This is a genomic window from Sphingobacterium chuzhouense, assembly GCF_014692525.1.
GTDB lineage: Bacteria > Bacteroidota > Bacteroidia > Sphingobacteriales > Sphingobacteriaceae > Sphingobacterium > Sphingobacterium chuzhouense.
The window spans coordinates 183,944-207,133 of record NZ_JACNYL010000001.1; the positions used below are offsets into that span (position 1 = coordinate 183,944).

Genomic DNA, 23,190 nt, shown 5'->3' on the forward strand with positions numbered 1-23,190 from the left:
TTACCTAACTTTTAATGTGACAATAGTCAGAATCGCAAGGATAATCGATACGATAAAAAACCGCATCACAATCTTCGATTCGTGATAACCTTTTTTCTGATAATGATGATGCAAAGGAGACATCAGAAATATCCGACGGCCCTCACCAAATTTTTTCTTCGTGTATTTGAAATAGGATACCTGCATAATCACCGACAGGTTTTCTAGCAAAAAAATACCACACAACATCGGAATCAACAGTTCTTTTCGGATAAGGATAGCGAATGCCGCGATAATACCGCCAATAGTTAAGCTTCCTGTGTCTCCCATAAACACCTGTGCAGGATATGCGTTGTACCATAAGAAACCTGTACAGGCACCTACAAACGCTCCCGCAAAAATCACCAGCTCTCCGGAATTGGGGATATACATAATATTCAGATAGTCCGAGAAGATCACATTACCCGACACGTATGCAAGAATCGCTAACGTAATTCCGATAATTGCCGAAGTTCCTGTTGCCAGCCCATCGATCCCGTCGGTAATATTAGCACCGTTAGACACCGCCGTAACGATAAACACAATCACCACTAAAAACACTATAAACGTAACCAGATTGCCGTTTAACCCAAACATACTTAGCACTTCGGCGTAATCGAACTCATTATTTTTATAGAATGGAATATTCGTCTTTGTCGATTTTACATTCTCCGCGTAATAACGTTCCCCTGTTTGGGTATCCATCATAATCTCCACTGCTTTTGTCGAGGTCGGGTTCTGCACCTTTTCCCGCACGACAATATCGGGATGGAAGTACATCGTGATGGCAATTAGTGTACCTAGCCCCACTTGGCCAATAATTTTAAAACGACCCGCAAGCCCTTCTTTATTTTTACGGAATACTTTGATGTAATCGTCCAAGAAACCGATCGTACCCATCCAAATGGTGGTGATGATCATGATGATGACATAAATATTATCCAGTTTAGCAAATAAAAGTGTAGGAACTAGGATTCCACCGATGATAATCAATCCGCCCATTGTCGGCGTGCCTACTTTTTGCTTTTCACCCTCTAATCCCAAGTCACGGATCGTTTCCCCCACTTGCTTATTGCGTAAAGCACGTATCAGCCGGCTTCCGTATACTGTCGTAATAATTAACGATACAATAACGGCCATTGCTGTCCTAAACGAGATGTATTGAAACAATCCCGCTCCTGGAAAATGCATGTGTTCTTGTAGCCAACTGAATAGATAATATAACATCCGTATCTCTTATTGTTCGTTAAACGTTTCTATTAAAATTTCTTTATCGTCAAAATGGTGACGCACTCCATTAACCTCTTGATATTTTTCGTGTCCTTTCCCCGCGACCAATACAATGTCGCCTGGCTGTGCTAAGTGACAAGCCGCACGGATAGCCTCTTTGCGCTCGGCAATGGTAAAAACATGCTTACGATCCTTCGAATCGACACCCGCTTCCATATCCCGGATAATCGCCATCGGATCTTCTGTTCTCGGATTATCCGATGTAATGATGACCTTATCGCTCAAACGCACCGCAACTTCCGCCATTTCTGGACGTTTGGTTTTATCGCGATCGCCACCACAACCCAATACCGTAATAATCTGTTGGCCACTTTTCCGCAGTTCCCGGATAGTCGACAGAACGTTCTCCACCGCATCGGGTGTATGTGCATAGTCGACGATACCGACCAAACCGTTTGCTGAACGTACCACATCAAATCTGCCCTCTGCCCCTGCGATATCACTCATAGCCGTCAATACTTTCATCGTCTCCTGTTCCAAGAGAATTGCCGCTCCATACACCGCTAGCAGATTATAAGCATTAAATCCACCGACCAACTTTACCCATACTTCATGCCCATCAACTTGTAGCAACATACCGTCTAGGTGACTTTCGATAATCTTAGCTTTGAAGTCAGCCATATTTTTCAAACCGTATGTTTTTTTATGGGCAAATGTATTTTGTAACATCACCGATCCATTACGGTCATCTATATTGGTCAACGCAAAAGCAAACCTATCTAAGTCATCAAAAAACTTTTTCTTGGCTTTGATGTAATGGTCAAATGTGCCATGAAAATCCAAATGATCGTGTGTTATATTCGAGAATATGCCGCCCGCAAAACGCAATCCTGCTATCCGTTGCTGTACGACCGCATGTGAGCTCACTTCCATAAAGCAATAATCACATCCTTCGTCTACCATTTCTCGAAGCAACATATTTAGCGCTATCGGATCTGGAGTCGTATGGGTTGCAGGAATAACTCGATCGCCAATTTTATTCTCCACGGTAGATAGCAATCCGACATGATATCCTAAGCTTTTAAACAAGTTGAAAAGAAGCGTAGCAATAGTTGTTTTACCGTTTGTCCCCGTAATGCCTACAAGTTTTAAACCTTTAGACGGATCACCATAAAAATTGGATGCTAACAACCCCAGCACATACGATGTATCCGCTACAACCACGTAAGTCACCTCAGCCTGCAGTTGTTCTGGCAAAGTATCCAACACCAATACCGTTGCCCCGTTTTCAATCGCCTTATCGAGGTATAAATGCCCATCGGTTTGCACCCCGCGCACGGCGACAAAAAGACTATTCGCAGAAACTTTCCGCGAATCGAAGCATACGGACGACACCTCGACTTCGAGGATACCCTCAAGCTGTTGTACCGGAATCGCATGTAGTAATTCTCTTAGCTTCATATCTTTTAATTCAGCGCCAATGCTATAGGCGTACCTACCTTTAATTTTGTTCCCGCAACAAGGGATTGATTAATGACCTTACCCCAACCGGAAACTTTTGTTTTAAACCCAGCGTTCTCCATGGTGAATATGGCATCTGACAACCCCATACCCAATACATTTGGCACAACCCCTTCCTTCACCTTAGTCTCCACAAACGGAGCGGCCTTGGCAGATGAATCTGCCGCCTGCGCTATCGTATTCCAATTAGACGGGTTAAACCCTAACGCTTGGTAAACGGTGTTTGATGCTTCTTTCGAACCTCTTAATGTCAGCGGTAATTTTGCCCCTGCGGTATTTACTTTTCTGTTTGCCAACGTCCCATGCAAGGTTAAATCATTTGCGTAGATCATATCGGCCAGCTCTTTAAAGACCGGGCCGGCGATGGCTCCACCATAATATCCTTTTCTTGGATTGCGAATAACTACAATCATCGAATATTTCGGATTCTCTGCCGGGAAATAACCCGCAAAGGATGATTGGTAACGACGTTGCCCATATCCTCGAGCACCATCGTTCATCTGTGCAGTTCCCGTTTTACCTGCCGACGTATACAAGGGCGAGCTCAAACGTTTACCCGTTCCTTCTGTCATGACTCCTTCCAACATCGCTTGCATTTTGCGAATAGCTTCTTTCGACGCAATTTGCTTGTTAAGCACCTTCGCATCAAAACGTTCCACTGTATTACCCAAATGCCGAATCTCCTTCACAAACAAAGGCGCTAACAATTTTCCATCGTTGGCAACCGCATTGTAAAGTGCTAACGTCTGCAAGGGTGTCAATCGTAATTCATAACCATAAGCCATTTGTACCAACGACAACTTGCTCCACGTTTTGCTATCCGGTGTCTTCACCCATGGAATAGCCTCACCCGGAATCTGCAACCCCAAAGGTTTACCCAATCCAAAATGATGCAACTTCGATGTATATTTCGCCGGTTTGTTCCCGTAATAAGTGTTGATCAGTTTGGCCACACCTACGTTTGAAGACTCTTCAAAAGCTTCTTTCACAGTCAAAACTGATTTTTTGGGGGCGTGCGAATCACGTATCGTATGTGCCGGTACTTTATATGTACCATTTCCTATATCCACCGTGCTCGCCGTATCCACAAACCCATCGTCTAACAGTGCCAGATAGCTTGCCAACTTGAATGTCGATCCCGGATCCGCGCCAAGAGCGATGGCATAATTATATTTCTCCCGGAAAACACCCTCTTTATCCCGCGTAAAATTCGCGATGGCCCTCACCTCTCCCGTTTTCACCTCCATGACCACAACACAACCGTTATCTGCATCGCTCGCTATCAATTGCTTCTCCAGTGCGCGTTGCGCCATATCCTGCATATTCACATCCAATGTCGAAATGATGTCTGAACCATCCACAGGTGCCACTTCCACCTCCCGGTTAACAGGCACCCAGACACCTCCTGCGATACGCTGCATCAGTTGCGAGCCACTCGTTCCATCAATATATTTTCCATAAGCCCCCTCCAAGCCCACCAACACCGTATCCCCTTTGATATTTTTATATCCTATCGTTCTCGCTGCCAAATTGGTAAAGGGCAAAATCCGCTTGTTTTCACGTACGGTAACCAAGCTTGTAGGGTATCTCTTCTTGCCCTCTCTAAATGTATGGAGCAACGGAAAAGTCTTGATGACCTTCAACTCTTGATGCGAAACCCCTCGTTTAATCAGGACATACCGTTGCTTTTTGGCACGCGCATTTTTCAACAAGGTCAAATACTGTCGAGAAGATTTATCGTTGAAATGTGTCGATAATCGTGTAGCCAGCGAATCCACTTTAGAATGAAACACATCATCAGCCTCCGGTGGTATAGACATCGCGTCAAAACGAAGTTCATATTCCGGAACAGAAGTAGCCAACAAGCTACCATCATTGGAGTAGATATTACCCCGAGCAGCTTCAATCCCACGCTCCCGGATAGTCAAACTATCCACCATTGCACGCCACTCCCCACCATCTACATATTGCAGATGTAAAAGCTTACCGAACACCGTTAGCGCAAAAAGCACCATGAGGCCGAATGCCACGTATACGCGAATAAGTATAGTTTTCCTAATATTCATACGACTCCGTGTCTTTCTGTTTACTTCTTTTCTTCTCTTACTACTTCCAACTTAATGGGTGGCTCCATGCGTTCTTTCAATCCCAGGGTATCTGCCCGCTTCGCAATCTCCGTCTGCGTGGTCAACTTCATCAATTCAGCAGACAACGACTTGTAATCCCAACTCAACTCTTTCACTCCCCTCCCTAAATGATCGATATCCCGCACCGTTCTTTCTGCCAAATGCCGATTGGAGATATACAATAAACCAAGCAACGCCACAAATGCCGCAAAAGGCAAATTTCTCGCCACCAGATAGCTGGATAAACGCTTTGTTGAAAAAATAGAACGGAGAAAATGCTGGGTTTCCTCGACTTTTTCTTCAACAGACTCGTTCATTTTTTCTTGAACCTCTTCACTTAACTCTTTGTTTCTGACGGTGTTTTTTCTAGACATATCTCTCCAAAAATTAAGCGTCACGTTCGGCTATACGCAGCTTCGCGCTACGTGCCCTATTGTTTACTGCCAATTCATCAGCATTTGCTGTCACCGCTTTACGACTAATGACTTTGAACGGCTTTATTTCATTTCCAAAGAAATCCTTTTCCACTTCCCCTCTAAATTTCCCTTTTTGCATAAAATTCTTGACCAATCGATCTTCCAGCGAATGATAAGACATGACCACCAAGCGACCTCCCGGTTTCAATACAAAAACAGTCTGCTCCAAAAACTCCTGCAACGCCTCCAGCTCCTTATTCACTTCGATACGCAAAGCCTGAAACACCTGCGCATGATATTTATGCTCTTTCCCTTTCGGCACCAGACGCTTAATTGCGTCTTTCAATCCTCCCACCGTTTCAATAGGCTGGTTCAGACGCGCTGTCACGATCATTTTTGCCAGTGAACGCGCATTTTGTATTTCACCATACATACCAAAAATGCGATGCAATTCTGACTCCGCGTAGGTATTCAATACTTTCTTTGCATCTAAATCCGCCACCTGGTCCATCCGCATATCCAAATCCGCATCGTAACGGATGGAAAAACCACGCTCGGGGGAATCAAACTGGTGAGAAGAAACCCCTAAATCCGCTAACACTCCATCGACTTGCCGAATCCCCAACAACCTCAGGTTGTTTTTCAAAAACCTAAAATTGTGCTGAACCAACGTAAATCGCGGATCATCCACCGCATTCTTTACCGCGTCCGGATCTTGATCAAACGCTATCAACCTTCCATTATCACCTAATCTTTTTAAGACCTCGCGCGAGTGACCACCCCCACCAAACGTTACATCAACATAGACACCATCTGGCTTGATAGCCAACCCCTCCATACACTCCTCCAACATCACCGGAATATGGTAAACAGTAGGATTACTCGCCATCCTGACCTCCTTCCAAATCAAACCCACCCATCACTTGCGCAGCCAAGTCTGAAAAATCATCTTCCGATATCGCATCCAACTGCTCTTCGTATTTCGCTTTCGACCAAACTTCTATTTTCTCTAAATTACAAGCCAAGACTAACTCATTCCCCACTTCCGCATATTCCAATAGCGCCTTTGGCATTAACACCCTACCCGCCGAATCGAGCATCAACTCTGTTGCTCCGCTCATAAATTTCCTTACGAAATCCCGATTCTTAGGTTGAAATTGATTAAGCCGAGACAACTGTCTCAAAATCTTATTCCATTCCGCACGTGTATAAATGACCAAATTTTTCTCGAAGCCACGATTCACAACAAGCCCATCCCGCTCCACATCAGGCAGTTGCCTTTTGAGCGCGGCAGGAACCACCATTCTACCTTTGGCGTCCAGCTTGCATTCGTATTCTCCGATCAAATAGTTCACAGTCTATTCAGCTAATCAAAATTTTCAATGTAAAAGTATACACTTTCTCCCACTTTCCCCCACAATATAACACAAAAAAGTTTTCCACATAGCGAAAAAGCCACAAAAGTCTCTCCTATCACTTTTATACCCGTAACAACTAAAATGACGTAAAGCCCCGGTCCTATTGGGAATAGTAATATTTTAACAAAGAGAACCGCCTTACTCTTCGCTTCTTATCTTTCCGCAAATAAAAGTGGGATAAAGTGGGAGCATGAAAAAAAGAAGAAACAAATCTTTATTGTCCGTAAAATCCAATATTTTTGCGCAAACATCCATTCGCAACTCGTTATACGTTATTCGGGCGTATTTTATAAACACGAATCACACGTTATGAGTTACGGACAAAACAACGAATAGCAATGTATAGAAGTCATAATTGCGGTGAACTGAGATTAACCGATACAGATAAAGAAGTCACACTAGCGGGCTGGGTTCAAAAGTCGCGCGACAAAGGGTTTATGATTTGGGTAGATTTACGTGACCGTTATGGTATCACGCAGTTGATCTTCGACGAAGCACGAACCGATGAAACCATTATGCAACAGGCAAGATCACTGGGACGCGAATTTGTTATACAGATAAAAGGTACCGTTATCGAGCGGGAATCTAAAAACACCAATATCCCTACCGGGGAGATTGAGGTGCTCGTAAACGAGTTGACCATACTGAACGAAGCTCAGCTCCCTCCTTTCACAATAGAGGACGAAACCGACGGCGGCGAGGATCTGCGCATGAAATACCGCTATCTGGATATTCGTCGTAATCCAGTAAAAAACAGTCTACTTTTCCGGCATAAGGTGACACAGGAAGTTCGCAATTATCTATCTAATCTGGACTTTTGCGAAGTAGAGACCCCTTATTTAATCAAATCCACACCGGAAGGTGCACGCGATTTCGTCGTGCCATCTCGTATGAATCCCGGACAGTTCTACGCGTTACCACAATCGCCCCAAACCTTTAAACAGCTATTGATGGTAGGCGGCTTAGATAAATATTTCCAGATCGTGAAATGTTTCCGCGATGAGGACCTGCGCGCAGACCGCCAGCCGGAATTCACGCAGATTGACTGCGAAATGTCCTTCATTGAACAGGAAGATATCTTAAACGTTTTCGAGGGATTGACACGTCATTTGTTGAAAACGACACACGATATTGATATCGCGCAATTCCCCCGTATGACATACGATGAGGCTATGCGAAGATACGGAAATGACAAACCCGATATCCGCTTCGGTATGGAGTTTGGCGAGCTGAACGCCGTTGCCCAACACAAGGAGTTTGCTGTATTTAACAACGCAGAATTAGTTGTTGGTATTGCCGTACCGGATGCCGCTTCCTACACGAGAAAGCAAATCGATGCGTTAATTGATTGGGTAAAACGTCCTCAAGTAGGCGCATTAGGCATGGTGTACTGCAAGTGTGAGCTGGATGGAACATTCAAATCATCTGTCGATAAGTTCTATGATCAAGCCGATCTTGCCAAATGGGCGGAAGCCATCGGTGCAAAAGCAGGAGATCTTATCTTGGTTCTGTCCGGGCCAGCGAACAAGACACGCACGCAACTAAGCGCCCTACGTATGGAACTAGCCAACCGTTTGGGATTACGCAAACCAGACGAGTTTGCACCGCTATGGGTAACGGATTTTCCTTTACTGGAATGGGATGAGGAAACAGGGCGTTATCATGCTATGCACCATCCGTTCACTTCTCCGAAAAAAGAGGACATGCATCTTCTGGACACCGATCCGGGAAAAGTTCGCGCCAACGCATACGACTTGGTGCTGAACGGCAATGAAATTGGTGGCGGTTCGATTCGTATCCATGATAAGGAAACGCAAGCGTTGATGTTTAAACATCTTGGATTTACATCGGAGCAAGCGCAAGAGCAATTTGGATTTTTAATGAACGCATTCCAATACGGAGCACCTCCACACGGAGGGTTAGCATTCGGTCTCGATCGCTTGGTGGCTATTTTAGGTGGGCAGGAGACTATCCGTGATTTTATTGCTTTCCCGAAAAATAATGCAGGGCGTGACGTCATGATTGATGCTCCGGCAGCTATTGAAAACGCACAGCTGAACGAGTTGAGTTTAGCGCTGAATATAAAAGGATAATATAGCATGAAAACTCCCGTTGTATTAAAAACGGGAGTTTTTATTGATGCACTACAAACCTACTGACGATTCGACTCCAAAGGGGGATGAATCCGACATGAGTCCGTGTTGAGTCCGAGTCGAGTCCATATTTAAGATGCTCCCAAGGACCACCGATTTCCAAGACACCTCCCACTCACCTATTAGCATTATCGAATCTTAGTCGAATCTATGGTATAGCTAAGGTAGCTTGCGTATCTTTCGAAAAAAGATTAGTTTTACCTCATGGGAGAGCAGGTTGCAGACAAGTTTTTAAAAGATAGTGCGGTCAAATCCTTTGACCAACGGCATCGTGAAATCATCAACGCAAATATAGATAAGTATAATCTGGCGTTCGAGCGCAGTAAAAGTAAATTTTTCGATTTGGAAAATTCGAAAAAGAAAGCCAACCTCATCAAATGGAAGACTATCGAAAATCTGGAACGTTATCTTCTGGACTTTGAAAGCAATTTCACCAAAAGAGGTGGACAGGTTATTTGGGCGAACGATGCAGAAGAAGCTCGTCAGGAGATTTCCAAAATTATGGAACGTCATCAGGCGCAATCAGTCGTGAAATCGAAGTCGATGGCAACGGAGGAAATCGAGCTTAACCATTTTTTAGCGAAGCAAAACATCGAAATATTCGAGAATGATTTTGACATGCCATTAGATCCATCAGCAGAACAACTGGCTATGAAAACCGGTGAATTGTTACGGGAAAAGTACACGACGGTGGATATCGGCATCTCAGGAGCAAATTTTATTATCGCGGATACGGGCAGTATTGCTATTACGGAGAATGATGGGAATGCAAGACTTACCACCTCCTTTCCAAAGGTGCATATTGCATTAGCAGGAATAGAGAAAATTATCCCGAGTCTCAACGATCTGGATTTATTCTGGCCTTTACTCGCTTCTCATGGAACGGGGCAAAATCTCACCGCATACAATACTATTTTAAGCGGACCCCGACAAGAGCATGACACGGATGGTCCAGAAGAAATGTACGTTATCTTGTTGGACAACGGCCGGACCAATGTATTGGAAAAAAATGATCAACGCCAAGCTCTTTATTGCATTTGCTGTGAAACCAGCTTAAATGTATGTCCCACTTACCAAAATATTGCCGGACAAACGTATGACACAACCTATCAGACCCTCATCAATTCACTTGTACCTCCGAACTTAAACAACGTATCGGAGTTAAAACATCCAGCTTACGCTTCACCGCTTTGTGGAAAAGGCTTTGAAGCATGTGCTGTTGGCATCGACTTCCTCCGGCTGGCGTTACTTAACCGTCGGGATTCGGTACAGCAAGGTTTAATTCCAAAAGCAGAAAAACGTGCGTGGAAAGTATTTACTTATGCCGTCCAACGTCGTGGGTTGATCGACTTTTTCAGCGGAAAGGCGAAAAATTTCATTCTACAAAATTTCTTCAAGAAAACTTGGGGCAAGCATAGCAAATTACCAAAACTCGCCGATAAATCGTTCGCTAAGCAGTGGAAAGAGCAGAATCGTGAGTAGTGGAGTAGATTCTCTAGAGGTTACTAATAAGGATCTACATCAATAGAAATACGCACACCTTTGTATTGTTTTTCCATATTAAATTGCGTTATCGCCTGGTTGATTAATTCTTTCACGCGCGTGATGCTGACGTTGTTACGTTCTATTTTTAAGGTGACCGTTTGAATGAAATGATTTCGTATACGAGAAATCAGTGGTGGTTCGGGCCCTAACACCCTACTACCCAACTGTGCACGTAGCAAAATTGCCAAACGAGTGGCTGCATCACTAGCCGTTTGCATCTCCGTATGGCGAACATCCAGTTTAATGATGCGATAAAAAGGAGGATATTGATAGTTCTTACGTTCTTTTATTTCTGTCATAAACATACCATCATAATCGTGCTGAATAACTTGTTCCAACACGCGATGATTGGGCGTATGTGTTTGAATGATTACTTTTCCTTTGTGTTCCCGACGCCCAGCACGCCCGGCAACCTGCGAAAATAGTGAAAACGCCCGTTCATAAGCACGAAAGTCCGGAAAATTAATCATCGCATCGGCATTGATGATCCCAATTAGACTAACACGTCCGAAATCCAATCCTTTTGCCACCATTTGCGTACCCACAAGAATATCGAACTCGTGTTCATCAAACGCCGTGATAATATTCTCAAATCCATATTTCCCTTTGGTAGAGTCTAAATCCAAACGTCCTATTCGGGCTTTTGGCAGCAGTAATTCCAGTTCTTCCTCTACCCTTTCGGTTCCAAAACCTTTGCTTTCGATATGTGGCATTCCACAAGCCGGACAAACCTGTATCGGTGGTTCAGTATGCCCGCAATAATGGCAATGCAAATGATTGGTCGATTTATGATACGTTAGACTTACATCGCAGTTCACACATTTGGCTACCCAACCGCAAGTATTACACTGTACAAATGGCGTATGCCCGCGCCTGTTCTGAAACAAAATCACCTGTTCCTTTCGCTCCAAAGCATCTGTTATCCCTTGCAACAGGACACCACTGAAATAAGAAAACATTTGGTCTTTACGCCCTTCTTCTGCCACGTTAACAATCTGTATATCGGGCAACTGAGATTCTCCAAAGCGCTCCTTCAACTCTACTAAACCATATTTACCTGCTTTAGCATTATAATAGCTTTCTACCGATGGCGTGGCTGATCCCAACAGTACTTTTGCTTGTTGTAAATGAGCCAAATAAATGGCCGTATCACGAGCGTGATACCGTGGAGCCGGTTCATATTGCTTATACGAATTCTCGTGCTCTTCATCGACGACGACCAACCCTAATTTTTGGAAAGGTAAGAATACAGAAGAGCGGGCACCTACAACCACTTTATACTCGCCTTTCAATACTTTATGCCATACCTCTGCTCGCTCATTATCGTTAAATTTCGAGTGATAAACCCCAAGTTTATCCCCAAAATGCAGTTTCAACCGATCTGTAATCTGCGTGGTCAAAGCTATCTCCGGCAAAAGGTATAAAGCATTTTTACCGTCCTTTATGGCTTGTTCAATTAGTCGTATATAGATCTGCGTTTTACCCGAAGCCGTTACACCATGCAAAAGCACAACGTCTTTTTTTTCAAAAAAACCTTTTACGTGATCAAAAGCTCGTTGTTGTACAGCATTGAAGCTGAAATCTGCCGTTATTTCTACTTCTTCACCTCCTAAACGCGAGACGATCTTCTCCTCCACAACAAACACACCCTTTTCAATCAATGATGCCACGATCCCCGAACTCACACCCGTAACCTCCATAATATCCTGTCGTGTAATATCGGTTTTGGTTTTTCGAAGCTGAATAAGGCCTAAAACTGCATCCTGCTGTTTTGGCGCGCGGTTTAACGAATCGAGCAACCCCCGTATACCTTCGGCATCATCAAACTCTGGAGCAAACTTTAAACATGCTTTACGCTTTGGCACATACCTGTTCTTAATCTCTTCCGATATTAAAATATATCCTTGATCAAAAAGTTTCTTCAAAAGTGGAAAAACAGTACTCTGCCCCAATAGCTTAACGATATCGTTTATAGTCAATTCTCCGGCTACGTCCAACGCCTCCATAATCATATATCCCTTGTCGGATAAAAGCGAACGATCCAAGTCTACATTTTCTGAGGCTACAATTTTTGTTTCGCTCGCCATCTTTAATGCGGCTGGTAAAGCCGCTTGCATAACTTCTCCTAGATAGCACATATAGTAACCGGAAATCCATTCCCAAAGAGCCAGCTGGTTAGCATCAACTACCGGATCTTCATCTATTACGTTGAGTATATACTTTGCCTCATAATTTAAAGGGGCTTCTTTAGAAATCTTATGGATAATTGCTGCATAGATTTTATTACGACCGAATTGTACAATAACACGTTTTCCAATGGCAATATCAGCATTCCATTCTAAAGGAACGCGATAGGTGTATGTTTTGGCAATGTATAATGGTAAAATAACATCGACAAACAGTGTTTCCCGATCGTTATGAAATAAGGTTTCTGACATTTTAAGACCGATTCCGGACAGCAGCTACAAACAACCCTACCCATCCTACCATAAAGCAAAGCCCGCCAAGCGGTGTCACGGGGCCTAACCACGCAAATCCTTCTAATCCGATCAACGAACGGACACTTAACAGATATAGAGAACCCGAAAATAACAGAATACCAATTGTAAAGGCAATAAAAGAAACACGTATCGAGGCATTCTTTGCTCTAGAAAAAGTGGACAAGAACAACAAAGCAAAAGTATGATAGAAGTGATACTGGTTTGCTGTTTTCCAAGTATTCAAATGATAATCGCTGATTTTCCCTTCTAGTCCGTGTGCCCCGAATGCCCCTAATATTACAGCTGTCAATCCGAAAAAAGATGCTATTAATATAATTTGTTTGTTCATAAAAGAGATCGTATTCTAGTGATATTTCTTCCGTGGGTATAAATGTAATAAAATATAACACATATTGTATTTTAATTTTTACAAAACACCATTCTGGTTTGGAAAGCTTGTGGTTGCGCAGGCATTTTTTTAATTTTCCTCTATAAAAAAGATGCATCATGGCAGAGGAGAGCTAAAGTAAATTCATTTTATATTTATGCGCAATTAAATTGCATATAAAATTGAATTTATTTAGGTTTGAATTTGTTAGAGACTGTGTTTGATGAGAAATACGATTATCATTACCATTTTATTGTTCGTCGCCATTGTTGGTGCTTCCCTATATTATTTTGCAAATTTAGAAGGAGAAAAAAAAGAAACGCTCCGTCCGCTTACTTTCCTTCCTAAAGCAACATTTCTGGTCGCCACGTTCCAAAATGATGCAACGACCGATAACATCTTCAAGGATTTTGAAATCTTCGAAGCCATGGTGGGCAGACAGGAATTCGAGCAATGGCAGACACTAAAGACAAAACTTCTTCGACATTCAACTATCCAACCCTATGTAAACGGAGTTGACCAATACGTTTCTTTCCATCCAGAAAAAGAGGCGATTGCTACGTTATTTACTATTCCTACATCGATGCGTATCGATGCGGAGGAAATCGGCTCGTTCCTGGAAAAAGCGACATCTACCTATACCGTAACACAAAAAGACACACTAGAGAATCGCATTTACAGCTTGGATAAAGGGGTTAAAGACTCTATATTCCATATTGTTTACTACGAAGACATATTCTTCGCATCTTTTTCGCAAAGCTTACTTTATCAGGTTATGGATAAGCGTGTGCCTAAACTAGGTAAGGACGAAATTGACTATTTTATAGACAATAACAGTCGAAATTCACCACTCAGTATATATTTTGTTCATGAGCAGATACCCCGTATTGCTGAACACCTTATGCGCAGAAATGCTGGTAATTTTATCAAACTATTCGACCATCTCGGTGGACAATCTGCATGGAATTTAAGCTTCAAGAACGACGCGCTGATATTGAGCGGCGAAAGCGAGACGGCTCATCGAAAAGAAAATTATATAGAACTGTTCGGAAACCAGCATAAAACTTCGCAAACCTTATACAATTACTTTCCCCAGAACACGGCTTCTTACCTTTCTTTTGCTATCAGCGATTCCGATAGCTTCCGAAAAGATTTGCTTGCGTTATTGAAACAGCGTGGGGAACTATCCCAATTGCAAGCACAGTTTGCTGAAATAAAAAAAACCAAAGATGTCTCTTTTGAAGAAGATATACCCCCTATTTTCGGACACGAGTTTGCTTTGGTAGAACAAAGTAATCAAACCGAGTTGGCTTTTATTTCGGTCGCAGACTCTACCAAACTAGATGCATTTATCTCATCCATAGCCACCAGGGTGTCGGATTCTCTTTATCGATTTGACCATTCGAATATTCTTTATGCACTTTATGGCGATCCACTTAAATCGTTCACCCGTCCCTATTTCTTGCGCGTGGGGAATATTTTGGTGTTAGCCAATTACCAAAGCCTGTTGACCGAATACCAACGTGATTGGAGACGTGTGAACTTATTGACCAACACACTAGGTTTCAAAAATTCGGAGAGAATACAGGGAAACGAAGCTAATATCACTTGTTTCGTACGTACAAGCGCATCATCTTCTATTATCAGCAATCTCCTCAAAGCTTCCCATCGTGAAAGCTTCCGTGATAAGAACAACTTCGGTTATCAAGATTTTTATTCTTGGTCTATTCAGATCGCAGGTAATAATGGTAATTTCCAATCCAGCATTTATGGTGTATATAAAAGTAAAAATGCATTGGGTGCAACAGCAGATTGGATATATGAATTCAATAATCGACCGATTACCGCACCACAGGTTTTCGAACACTCGGATACCAGTCAGTTTATCTTGATCCAAGAACAAGATCACAGTGTACATGCGATTAATCCTTCCGGCAGCAAACTTTGGTCTAGTGTATTCCACGGACGTATAGTTGGGGAAGCACAACAATTGAATGATCGCTCTATAGTATTAGTAACCGATCGGAGCAGGCTTTATCGATTTGACCCCGAGGGCAACTCATTGCCCGGTTTTTCACTCGGTATAGATAGCGAACCAACGTACACACCTACCATCAGTAATATTGGTGGAGAACAGTTGATTTTTATTCCTGCGGGTCGCAAGTTACTGGTCTACACAGTGGATGGCGAAAAGGCGGAAAGCTGGAATGACAAGAATCTAGCTGGAAAGATATTATTTGATATTAAAGTCTACAACAATCAAATTTTCGTAGGTACAGAAAATGGTCACTTCTATCAATTCGACGCGCAAGGCAATCTGCTTAAAGAAGAAATTATAGCAGATCGTCAGTTTAAAAATCCGATAGCCATGGTCAGATTGGAACAGAACCGACATGCGATATATGCTGTTGACACCGCTCAGATCTCGTTTACGATGGATTTTGCTGAAGAGCCCAAAACCTATAAGCTGGAGCAAGGAGGAAACCGTTCCTTAATTTCCTACTTTCCAAACACGGATGGTACCGCATATCGTATGGCAATTCTTGATCAAAAGCATTTATTGACAAAGAACATACAAGACAGCAGTGCCTTGTTCGATTTTACATTTACGCAGGAAATAACCGATCGTCCACAGTATTTTGCGGACGGTTCGAATGGCTACTTATTAGGTATTGCTTCCCGTAAAAACTATCTCGTTTATCTTTTTGATGACAAGGGTTCGTTACGAGACGGTTTTCCTATTGAAGCGTTACCAGATTTCTATTACGGAAAAATTGATTATAACAGCGCGACTTATTTACTTTGTGTGAGACGGGATAGAAAGTTGTATGCGTTTAAGCATTAACAGAATTGGAAAACTTAACATTTTTTAAGAAAGAGATCATTGCAAAAATTTCCTCAACCCATAAAATAATAGTAGGTTTGCACACTTATAAGATTTATGCTGATAGGAGAAAATAATTTACACTTACTGACCCAACCTAAGAATATCGTTGTCACAACCCACCACAAACCGGATGGAGATGCACTTGGCTCCTCTTTAGGTTTATATCATTGGTTGAAAGCGAAAGGTCATCAGGTAGAGGTCGTATTGTCGTCTGATTTTCCGGATTTTCTAAATTGGATGCCCGGGCGTGAAGATGTGATTATCTTCCCAAACGATACTACACGAGCAGAACACCTTATACAGCAAGCTGATATTATTTTTTGTCTGGATTACAGTGCACTGAGCCGCACCAATATTTTGGAGCCGATCCTTCGTGCTGCAAACGGCCAAAAATGGATGATAGATCATCATCTGGATCCCGAAGATTTTGCTTCCCTTAGTTATTGGGATGCCACGGCAGCGGCGACTGCTCAACTGGTGTATACATTTATCTCCGATGTTTATGAAGATGCGGCAGGTATAACACCGGAAATTGCTACTTGTCTGTACGCAGGCATCATGACAGATACCGGCTCTTTTCGTTTCCGCTCCACTACCGCAGCCGTACACTTGATTATATCGAAGCTTATCGAAGCTGGAGCCAGGAACTGGGAAATTCACGAACATATTTACAACAGCTCCACTGAAAATCGCTTGAAGTTCTTGGGGTATTGCCTATTAAACTGTCTGGAGGTTATCCCCGAGTATAATACGGCTGTATTTGCAGTGACAAAGGAGGATTTAGAGCAGTTCCAGGTCACCACAGGAGATACCGAAGGGCTCGTAAATTATGCTTTATCTGTTAAAGGTATACGATTAGCTGCGTTATTTATTGACAGAACCGAATTAATTAAATTATCTTTGCGATCGACTGGAGAAATTCCATGTAATGAAATATGTAAAAAATACTTTAACGGAGGAGGACATTTAAACGCTTCTGGGGGTAGTTCTACAGAAACACTCAGTGAAACGGTAAACAAGTTCAAATCTATATTACCAACATATAAAGAAATATTAACAACATAACTTAAGTGACTATATCAGAATGAAGAAATCAATCTTATTCCTCTCGGCTGCTGTGGGCTTATTAGCTACAACAAGTTGCCAGAATTTCAAGAAAGGCGAAGGCGGTCTTGAATATAACATTGTTAAAGACGCGGGAGCAGAAAAAGCCCAGCCAGGCGATTTATTGTCGGTAGACATGATCGTAACATCGGATCGTAAGGATTCCCTATTGCAAAGTACATACGATATCGGTTTGCCTCAAATCGTCAACATTGCTCCAGATTCTATCCCAGGTTTATATGCTGGTGATTATAATTCCATGTTTAAAATGTTAGGGGAAGGTGATAGCGCCATTTTCCGCTTGAACTTGGATACTATGGCAGCAAAAACAGGGCAACCTAAACCAGAGTTTGCGGATCACTATGCTGAATTCAAGGTTAAAGTAAGAAAGCATTTCAAAAAAGGTGATTTAACGGATTCTGCTATGTATGCACAAGTCGATGAATATTTCAAAGCAGAAATCGAAACATTGAAACAAGCTGAAGAAGGTAAACTAGCAAACTACATCGCGAAAAACAAGTTGGAGCCTAAGAAAACAAATTCTGGCTTACAATATATAGTAAAAGAAGAAGGTTCTGGAAACAAGCCAGTTGTTGGTGACACGGTAGTGGTTAATTACACAGGTTCATTGGTAAACGGAACGATTTTCGACACGAATGATGCAGAATTGGCGAAAAAAGAGAATAAATTCAATCCTATGCGCCAATATGAGCCGATTCGTTTCCGTGTAGGTCATGACCCTGTTATTCAAGGCTGGACTGAAGGTTTACAATTATTGAATAAAGGATCTAAAGCAATGTTATTGGTTCCATCAAGTATCGGTTACGGCGAGCGTGGTGGTGGTACTATCCCCCCATATGCGCCATTGGTGTTTGATGTAGAATTGGTTGATATCGTACCTGGTCCAAAAGAGGCTCCTGCCGATTCAACAGCCGTAAATTAATTTTTTAATTTATTTAAAAAAGAGCTTCGAGGTTTTCAGAACTTCGAAGCTTTTTTTATTACCTAATTTCCGCTATTTCTCTACCAGCTTCCTTTCCGTATTTTTTTTGTAACAGTAAACATTAGCAACATGAACTGATGTTGTCCATTTGGGGGAAACATAGAAAACAAGCTTATCAGGATCGTGCGATCAAGTATTTGACGGAGCATTACACGTACATGTATGTTGCGCGTTGATATTTTCTTCATTTTTTAATTTCGTCGTTTTCTCGTCTTGATTTTTTTCCCGGCAGCAGCTCCATTGTTATAGTGTATTTCCACGGGCACAACGCCTGCTTGGATCATCCCTATCTTTTTGGCCGCTCCCTTGGAGAGGTCGATCATTCTTGACTTGGACGACGGCCCCCGGTCATTGATCTTTACTACTACCTGTTTGCCGTTGCTGAGGTTCTTTACCATAACCTTGGTGCCAAAAGGGAGAGTCCTATGCGCTGCCGTCATGGCATTTTGATTGAACCGTTCACCGCTGGCGGTGGCTCTCCCATGAAATTTACCACCATAGTAAGATGCATTGCCCCTCTCCCGTACTTCCCCACCTCTCATGCGCAGCAACTTCGGTGAGCAGCCCACTAAAAGCAAAATAGCCACGAAACCAATGTAAACAATAGGTGGAATATGTATATTTCTTTTATTCATTTCAAATTTCAGAACACTGCATTTTTTAGATTCTGACAACTAATGTACGCTTTCTAGACAGCATAAACAATACCGGGGCGACAACCAAATTATTCGCGAAATGGGGAATTAAAAAATTCACCTGTAGACGATCGTGATAATTTTCATACCGAAAGCAAAAAAAATTAACAAATCATTAACAAAAGCCTCCTATCCTTACAAGCTTTGCTTTTTTTGCCTTCATGCGATTTTTTTGATACGAAAACCCTAAATTTAGCCCGCTATGACAACGTCTATTGACCCCTATATACTTACCGATACGCATACGCATATTTATTATCATGCGGGAACGCCCAAATTGGATGAACAGCTACAACGCTGTTTTGATAAAAACATCCAGCGTTTGTTTTTGCCGAATGTGGATACCGAATCCGTTTCCTTCGTAATGGACGCCGTACGTACCTATCCAGCGAATTGTTTTCCCATGTTGGGTTTACACCCCTGTTCTGTTAAGGAAAACTATAAAGAAGAACTAGAGCAGCTAGAACGTCTGCTGTCTGAATACCGCGTGTACGCCATTGGGGAAATTGGACTCGATTTGTATTGGGACAAAAGTACACTGGATTTTCAGCGCGACGCTTTCCGCATTCAGGTAGCTTGGGCAAAAGCTATGGGATTGCCGATCGATATTCATTGCCGAGATGCTTTTAATGAACTCTTCGAATTGTTGGAAGAGTTAAAAGATGACAAACTATTTGGCATCTTTCATTGCTTTACCGGAACACTCGAACAAGCGAAACATGCTATTGATTTGGGATTTACGTTAGGCATAGGCGGCGTCGTGACCTTTAAAAAAGCTGGGCTAGACGCGGTGGTTAAAGAGATAGACTTGCAACATATCGTGCTGGAAACAGATGCCCCTTACTTGGCTCCCTCTCCATATAGAGGAAAAGAAAACGAAAGTAGTTATCTTTATTATGTCGCCCAAAAAGTGGCTGATTTACATCAAATTGACATACGGGAAGTAGCTCAAATCACAACAAATAATTCAAAGAAGATATTCGGTATCTAAAAATTAACTATGCAAAACATATTTATTATTTATACAGGTGGTACTATCGGGATGGTAAAAGATGTTGAAAGCGGTACATTTGTTCCGTTTGATTTTGAGTTAATTGCCCGAAACTTACCTGACTTGGACAGGTTGGATTATAAACTAACCGTCCATTCGTTTACACCTATTATTGATTCATCCAACATGAACCCCACTATTTGGGTAGAAATGGCGGAGATTATCCGAAATAACCATGACCATTATGACGGTTTCGTTATTTTGCATGGTTCTGATACCATGTCATTCTCCGCCTCGATTCTAAGTTTTATGCTGGAAGGGCTTCAAAAGCCTGTTATTCTATCTGGCTCTCAACTTCCTATTGGAGAAATCAGAACAGACGCACGAGAAAATATGATGACAGCCCTAGAAATTGCTTCTGCAAAGGAAAACGGCAAATCCATTGTACAAGAAGTGTGTATTCTATTCGATAACAAATTATTTCGGGGAAACCGTTCGTTCAAATATAACTCCGCAAAGTTTGAAGCGTTTCGCTCTCCCAACTATCCTGTTTTGGCAGAGGCGGGCATACACATCAACTACAATCGCGAGGCTTTGCTAGATAATACGGATAAAGAGTTTATCATGCATACCGAGTTAGATAACCGTGTAGGTGTGCTCAAATTGTTTCCGGGTATCAGCCCTGTCTTTGTTCAGTCTATCTTGGATTCGAATGTACGGAGTATTGTCATGGAAACCTTTGGTTCGGGGAATACGATGACGGATAAATGGTTTCTTGATATGCTGGAGGATACCGTAAAAAGAGGAAAAAACATAGTCGATATTTCCCAGTGCAAGGTGGGCTCTGTCGAGTTGGGCAGATATGAAACCTCCCAAGGACTCAAGGCTCTTGGTGTTCTCAATGGATACGATATGACTTTTGAAGCTGCTGTCACAAAACTGATGTACCTACAAGGGCAATTAGCCGACCAAGAAGCTGTTGCCTACTGGATAGAAAAGAATATACGAGGTGAGCTGACCGTCAATGATTAAACTCGGCTCGCCTTTTTACGCTGCTATAATGTAACGAACAAGTTTATGTAGTTTAAACACTACATTTATTTCTTTACTTCCATCATTCCCTACAAACCTCTTTCTCCTTTATTATCTTTGTGTTAGTAAATTTATTTTACGTCTACCTTATTATCTATAGGAAAAATGAATACGTGGGAATTATTAACCGGTGAACAGATTCATACTCGGATTGGTCATAACGATTGGGAAAAGCTTCCTTACAATTTGGTTTTTGAATTTTATTTAGACGCTAAAGGAGTCACAAATCGCGATCATATCACCTTATTTCTTAATTACCAGCTGGAGGACTTCCCTTATAACGATTCTTCCTACTATCTTTTTGTCGAAAAGCAATTATTGCGATCAGCAACGGAAATCGACATGTTAATCAGCGAAGAGCAACCCTTATCTATTAAAATCAATGACTTAGATAGAAGTTATATTTTCCATCTGATTAAAATGTTATTAAAAAATGGGCAACTTCGTAATTCAGAATTAAGCCAACAGTTTGTTAGCAATATTGCAGAACAATTGTTACTGCTTATTATGGTTAATAAAAATGCAGATACACCCCAAATTAAACTTACGCCTGTTAATCGCTATAGTTTAATAGCGTTGAATTTTGTAGATTATATCAAACAAGAGATCCGCGATCATAAAACTGTACATTATTATGCAGATAGATTGGGGGTTACCGAAAAGACACTCAGCAAAGCTACACGCATAACATTGAAAATTACGCCAAAGGATCTTATCCAAAAAGTACTCGCAGACGAAGCCATGAACTTACTGCAATACACCGATAAAACAGTAAAAGAAATTGGCTATGAATTAGGGATTGACGAAATTAATAATTTTAGCAGTTTTTTCAAGAAGATGACCGATATGACACCCACTGAATATCGAAAACTGAAAAAGCGCGAATCCCATCTTTCTAATTAACGGGATTTGGTTTCTGTCAACCCTGGAAATGATTTTCATCACACTTTAAATTCTTCCCATGTCTACGCTTGCTACTTCAGGCTATAAACGTTATATTAGTAGTATAAGAAAGGAGCGGTGCTATGAAAGTCAACATTTTATTAAGCGTTTTACTACTTTTTATCATGGGTTTTATAGAAACCAAAGGTCAAGTTACTATCCACCTTATTCTCCATCCTATCGAGCAAACCATTACTCTTGAAGACGAAATAGACAGCTTAGACGTGAATTACAATCCCGTTATGGCTAATGTCAGTAAACAACAACTCGCCGACGGGTTACAAGAACTTAAGGCAGTTTATCCACAGATCAATATAGGCGACAAAGTTGATGATATAGAAATCCCCCCTCAGCCTATCGGAGATCACGCTGTTATTTTATATAGTATAGAAGCTAAGTAAGGATACACTACCGGTTTGTAGCACTACAACTACAAATAAAAATCTTTGTAGGTCCAATATTACAACATATTATTCTGTACAACCTAAACATATATACTATTGGCGTAATTTTATACCTCTTCTTCAGAAATTGCCCCCTACCTTTGTGTTAGAAAATTTATCATAACAACTTAGAAAAATTATACTACACAACATGAAAAAAATCATTACTCTTTTAGCTTTCACAGCCGTTTTAGGAATCACCGGTGCAAATGCTAATTCTGGTCCTGGCGATGGCAACGGAGGTAACGGGTCGGTCACTTTAAACGTGAAGCTTAACCCTATCCAAACGCTAACGGTAAACAGCAATCAAAAGGTCGTTGACTTGGAATATAAAACGAAAGACGACTATTTAAAAGGGGTTGCATCTACGCAAGAAAACCATTTAACTGTTTTTAGTACAGGAGGATTTAACATCAATGTAAAAAGCTCGTCTGCGCAGTTAACTGGAAGCCAAGACAATATTGATGCGTCGACTATCCAAATTACGGCAGCGAACGGAACTAGCACAACGTTACCGAGCAGCGGTTTCGAAACCAAAGCTTTAGGCGGAAGCGGGGAGACAATCGTTACGTCGGATGTAGGTGGCGCTGAATTAAACTTCAACGTAACTTACAAAGGAAAGGGCGACAACGAATACATTAATAAGTATTACAATTCGGAAAGTCCAACAACAGTTTACACGACCACAGTGATGTACGAGATTGTTGCAAAATAGTTTCAGCGAATAAAGCAAACAAC

General features: G+C 41.9%; 19 protein-coding genes. 10 read left to right on the forward strand and 9 right to left on the reverse strand.

Annotated features, from left to right (window positions below; all coding sequences use genetic code 11):
• Genes mraY through mraZ form a run of 6 tightly spaced genes read right to left on the reverse strand, consistent with a single transcriptional unit; the run spans position 1 to position 6,666 of the window.
• Positions 1-1,245 carry a phospho-N-acetylmuramoyl-pentapeptide-transferase gene (mraY, locus tag H8B21_RS00820; RefSeq protein ID WP_190311902.1) on the reverse strand — a complete coding sequence of 415 codons (1,245 nt, stop codon included), beginning with the start codon at positions 1,243-1,245 and terminating at the stop codon, positions 1-3.
• A gap of 9 nt (positions 1,246-1,254) precedes the next feature.
• Positions 1,255-2,709, reverse strand: a complete 1,455-nt coding sequence (locus tag H8B21_RS00825; protein ID WP_190311903.1) for a UDP-N-acetylmuramoyl-L-alanyl-D-glutamate--2,6-diaminopimelate ligase — start codon at positions 2,707-2,709, stop codon at positions 1,255-1,257.
• Between the two features lie 5 nt (positions 2,710-2,714).
• Entirely contained in the window at positions 2,715-4,835 is a 2,121-nt protein-coding gene (locus H8B21_RS00830; RefSeq protein ID WP_190311904.1) for a penicillin-binding protein, read from the reverse strand.
• 20 nt (positions 4,836-4,855) lie between these two features.
• Positions 4,856-5,269: an FtsL-like putative cell division protein gene (locus tag H8B21_RS00835; RefSeq protein WP_190311905.1), complete on the reverse strand. Its 414-nt coding sequence runs from the start codon at positions 5,267-5,269 to the stop codon at positions 4,856-4,858.
• Positions 5,270-5,282: 13 nt separating this feature from the next.
• A complete protein-coding gene (gene rsmH / locus H8B21_RS00840) occupies positions 5,283-6,200 on the reverse strand; it encodes a 16S rRNA (cytosine(1402)-N(4))-methyltransferase RsmH (protein WP_190312902.1) in 918 nt (305 codons plus the stop codon).
• Positions 6,190-6,666, reverse strand: coding sequence for a division/cell wall cluster transcriptional repressor MraZ (mraZ, locus tag H8B21_RS00845; protein WP_190311906.1), 477 nt, complete (start codon positions 6,664-6,666; stop codon positions 6,190-6,192). The genes rsmH and mraZ overlap by 11 nt, the downstream gene beginning before the upstream one ends.
• Positions 6,667-7,067: 401 nt before the next feature.
• Here mraZ and aspS point away from each other — a divergent pair, with 401 nt between their 5' ends.
• Both aspS and H8B21_RS00855 read left to right on the forward strand, forming a co-directional pair.
• The gene (gene aspS, locus H8B21_RS00850) at positions 7,068-8,822 is read left to right on the forward strand and encodes an aspartate--tRNA ligase (protein WP_190311907.1); all 1,755 of its coding nucleotides are present in this window, start codon (positions 7,068-7,070) and stop codon (positions 8,820-8,822) included.
• Between the two features lie 264 nt (positions 8,823-9,086).
• Positions 9,087-10,364 (forward strand): LUD domain-containing protein, encoded by a 1,278-nt coding sequence (locus H8B21_RS00855; protein WP_190311908.1) that lies wholly within the window; start codon positions 9,087-9,089, stop codon positions 10,362-10,364.
• Positions 10,365-10,387: 23 nt separating this feature from the next.
• Here H8B21_RS00855 and priA read toward each other — a convergent pair whose 3' ends face one another.
• Both priA and H8B21_RS00865 read right to left on the reverse strand, forming a co-directional pair.
• On the reverse strand, positions 10,388-12,865 hold the full coding sequence (gene priA, locus H8B21_RS00860; protein ID WP_190311909.1) for a replication restart helicase PriA: 2,478 nt from the start codon (positions 12,863-12,865) through the stop codon (positions 10,388-10,390).
• Position 12,866: 1 nt separating this feature from the next.
• Entirely contained in the window at positions 12,867-13,256 is a 390-nt protein-coding gene (locus H8B21_RS00865; protein WP_190311910.1) for a DUF423 domain-containing protein, read from the reverse strand.
• Positions 13,257-13,518: 262 nt separating this feature from the next.
• On the opposite strand from H8B21_RS00865, the gene H8B21_RS00870 reads away from it, so the two are divergent.
• From H8B21_RS00870 to H8B21_RS00880, 3 genes are all read left to right on the forward strand, one after another.
• Entirely contained in the window at positions 13,519-16,140 is a 2,622-nt protein-coding gene (locus H8B21_RS00870) for a PQQ-like beta-propeller repeat protein (RefSeq protein ID WP_190311911.1), read from the forward strand.
• A gap of 96 nt (positions 16,141-16,236) precedes the next feature.
• On the forward strand, positions 16,237-17,247 hold the full coding sequence (locus H8B21_RS00875; RefSeq protein ID WP_190311912.1) for a DHH family phosphoesterase: 1,011 nt from the start codon (positions 16,237-16,239) through the stop codon (positions 17,245-17,247).
• A gap of 19 nt (positions 17,248-17,266) precedes the next feature.
• Positions 17,267-18,229 carry an FKBP-type peptidyl-prolyl cis-trans isomerase gene (locus tag H8B21_RS00880; RefSeq protein ID WP_190311913.1) on the forward strand — a complete coding sequence of 321 codons (963 nt, stop codon included), beginning with the start codon at positions 17,267-17,269 and terminating at the stop codon, positions 18,227-18,229.
• 251 nt (positions 18,230-18,480) lie between these two features.
• Here H8B21_RS00880 and H8B21_RS00885 read toward each other — a convergent pair whose 3' ends face one another.
• Entirely contained in the window at positions 18,481-18,924 is a 444-nt protein-coding gene (locus H8B21_RS00885) for a septal ring lytic transglycosylase RlpA family protein (protein WP_190311914.1), read from the reverse strand.
• 262 nt (positions 18,925-19,186) lie between these two features.
• Here H8B21_RS00885 and H8B21_RS00890 point away from each other — a divergent pair, with 262 nt between their 5' ends.
• The 5 genes from H8B21_RS00890 (at position 19,187) to H8B21_RS00910 (ending at position 23,167) form a co-directional block, all read left to right on the forward strand.
• Entirely contained in the window at positions 19,187-19,975 is a 789-nt protein-coding gene (locus H8B21_RS00890) for a TatD family hydrolase (RefSeq protein WP_190311915.1), read from the forward strand.
• Between the two features lie 9 nt (positions 19,976-19,984).
• Positions 19,985-21,007: an asparaginase gene (locus H8B21_RS00895; protein ID WP_190311916.1), complete on the forward strand. Its 1,023-nt coding sequence runs from the start codon at positions 19,985-19,987 to the stop codon at positions 21,005-21,007.
• A 165-nt stretch (positions 21,008-21,172) separates the two neighbouring features.
• Positions 21,173-21,970, forward strand: a complete 798-nt coding sequence (locus H8B21_RS00900; RefSeq protein ID WP_190311917.1) for a helix-turn-helix domain-containing protein — start codon at positions 21,173-21,175, stop codon at positions 21,968-21,970.
• 122 nt (positions 21,971-22,092) lie between these two features.
• Positions 22,093-22,410, forward strand: a complete 318-nt coding sequence (locus H8B21_RS00905) for a hypothetical protein (RefSeq protein WP_190311918.1) — start codon at positions 22,093-22,095, stop codon at positions 22,408-22,410.
• 193 nt (positions 22,411-22,603) lie between these two features.
• Entirely contained in the window at positions 22,604-23,167 is a 564-nt protein-coding gene (locus tag H8B21_RS00910; protein WP_190311919.1) for a hypothetical protein, read from the forward strand.
• The last annotated feature ends 23 nt before the right edge of the window (positions 23,168-23,190 follow it).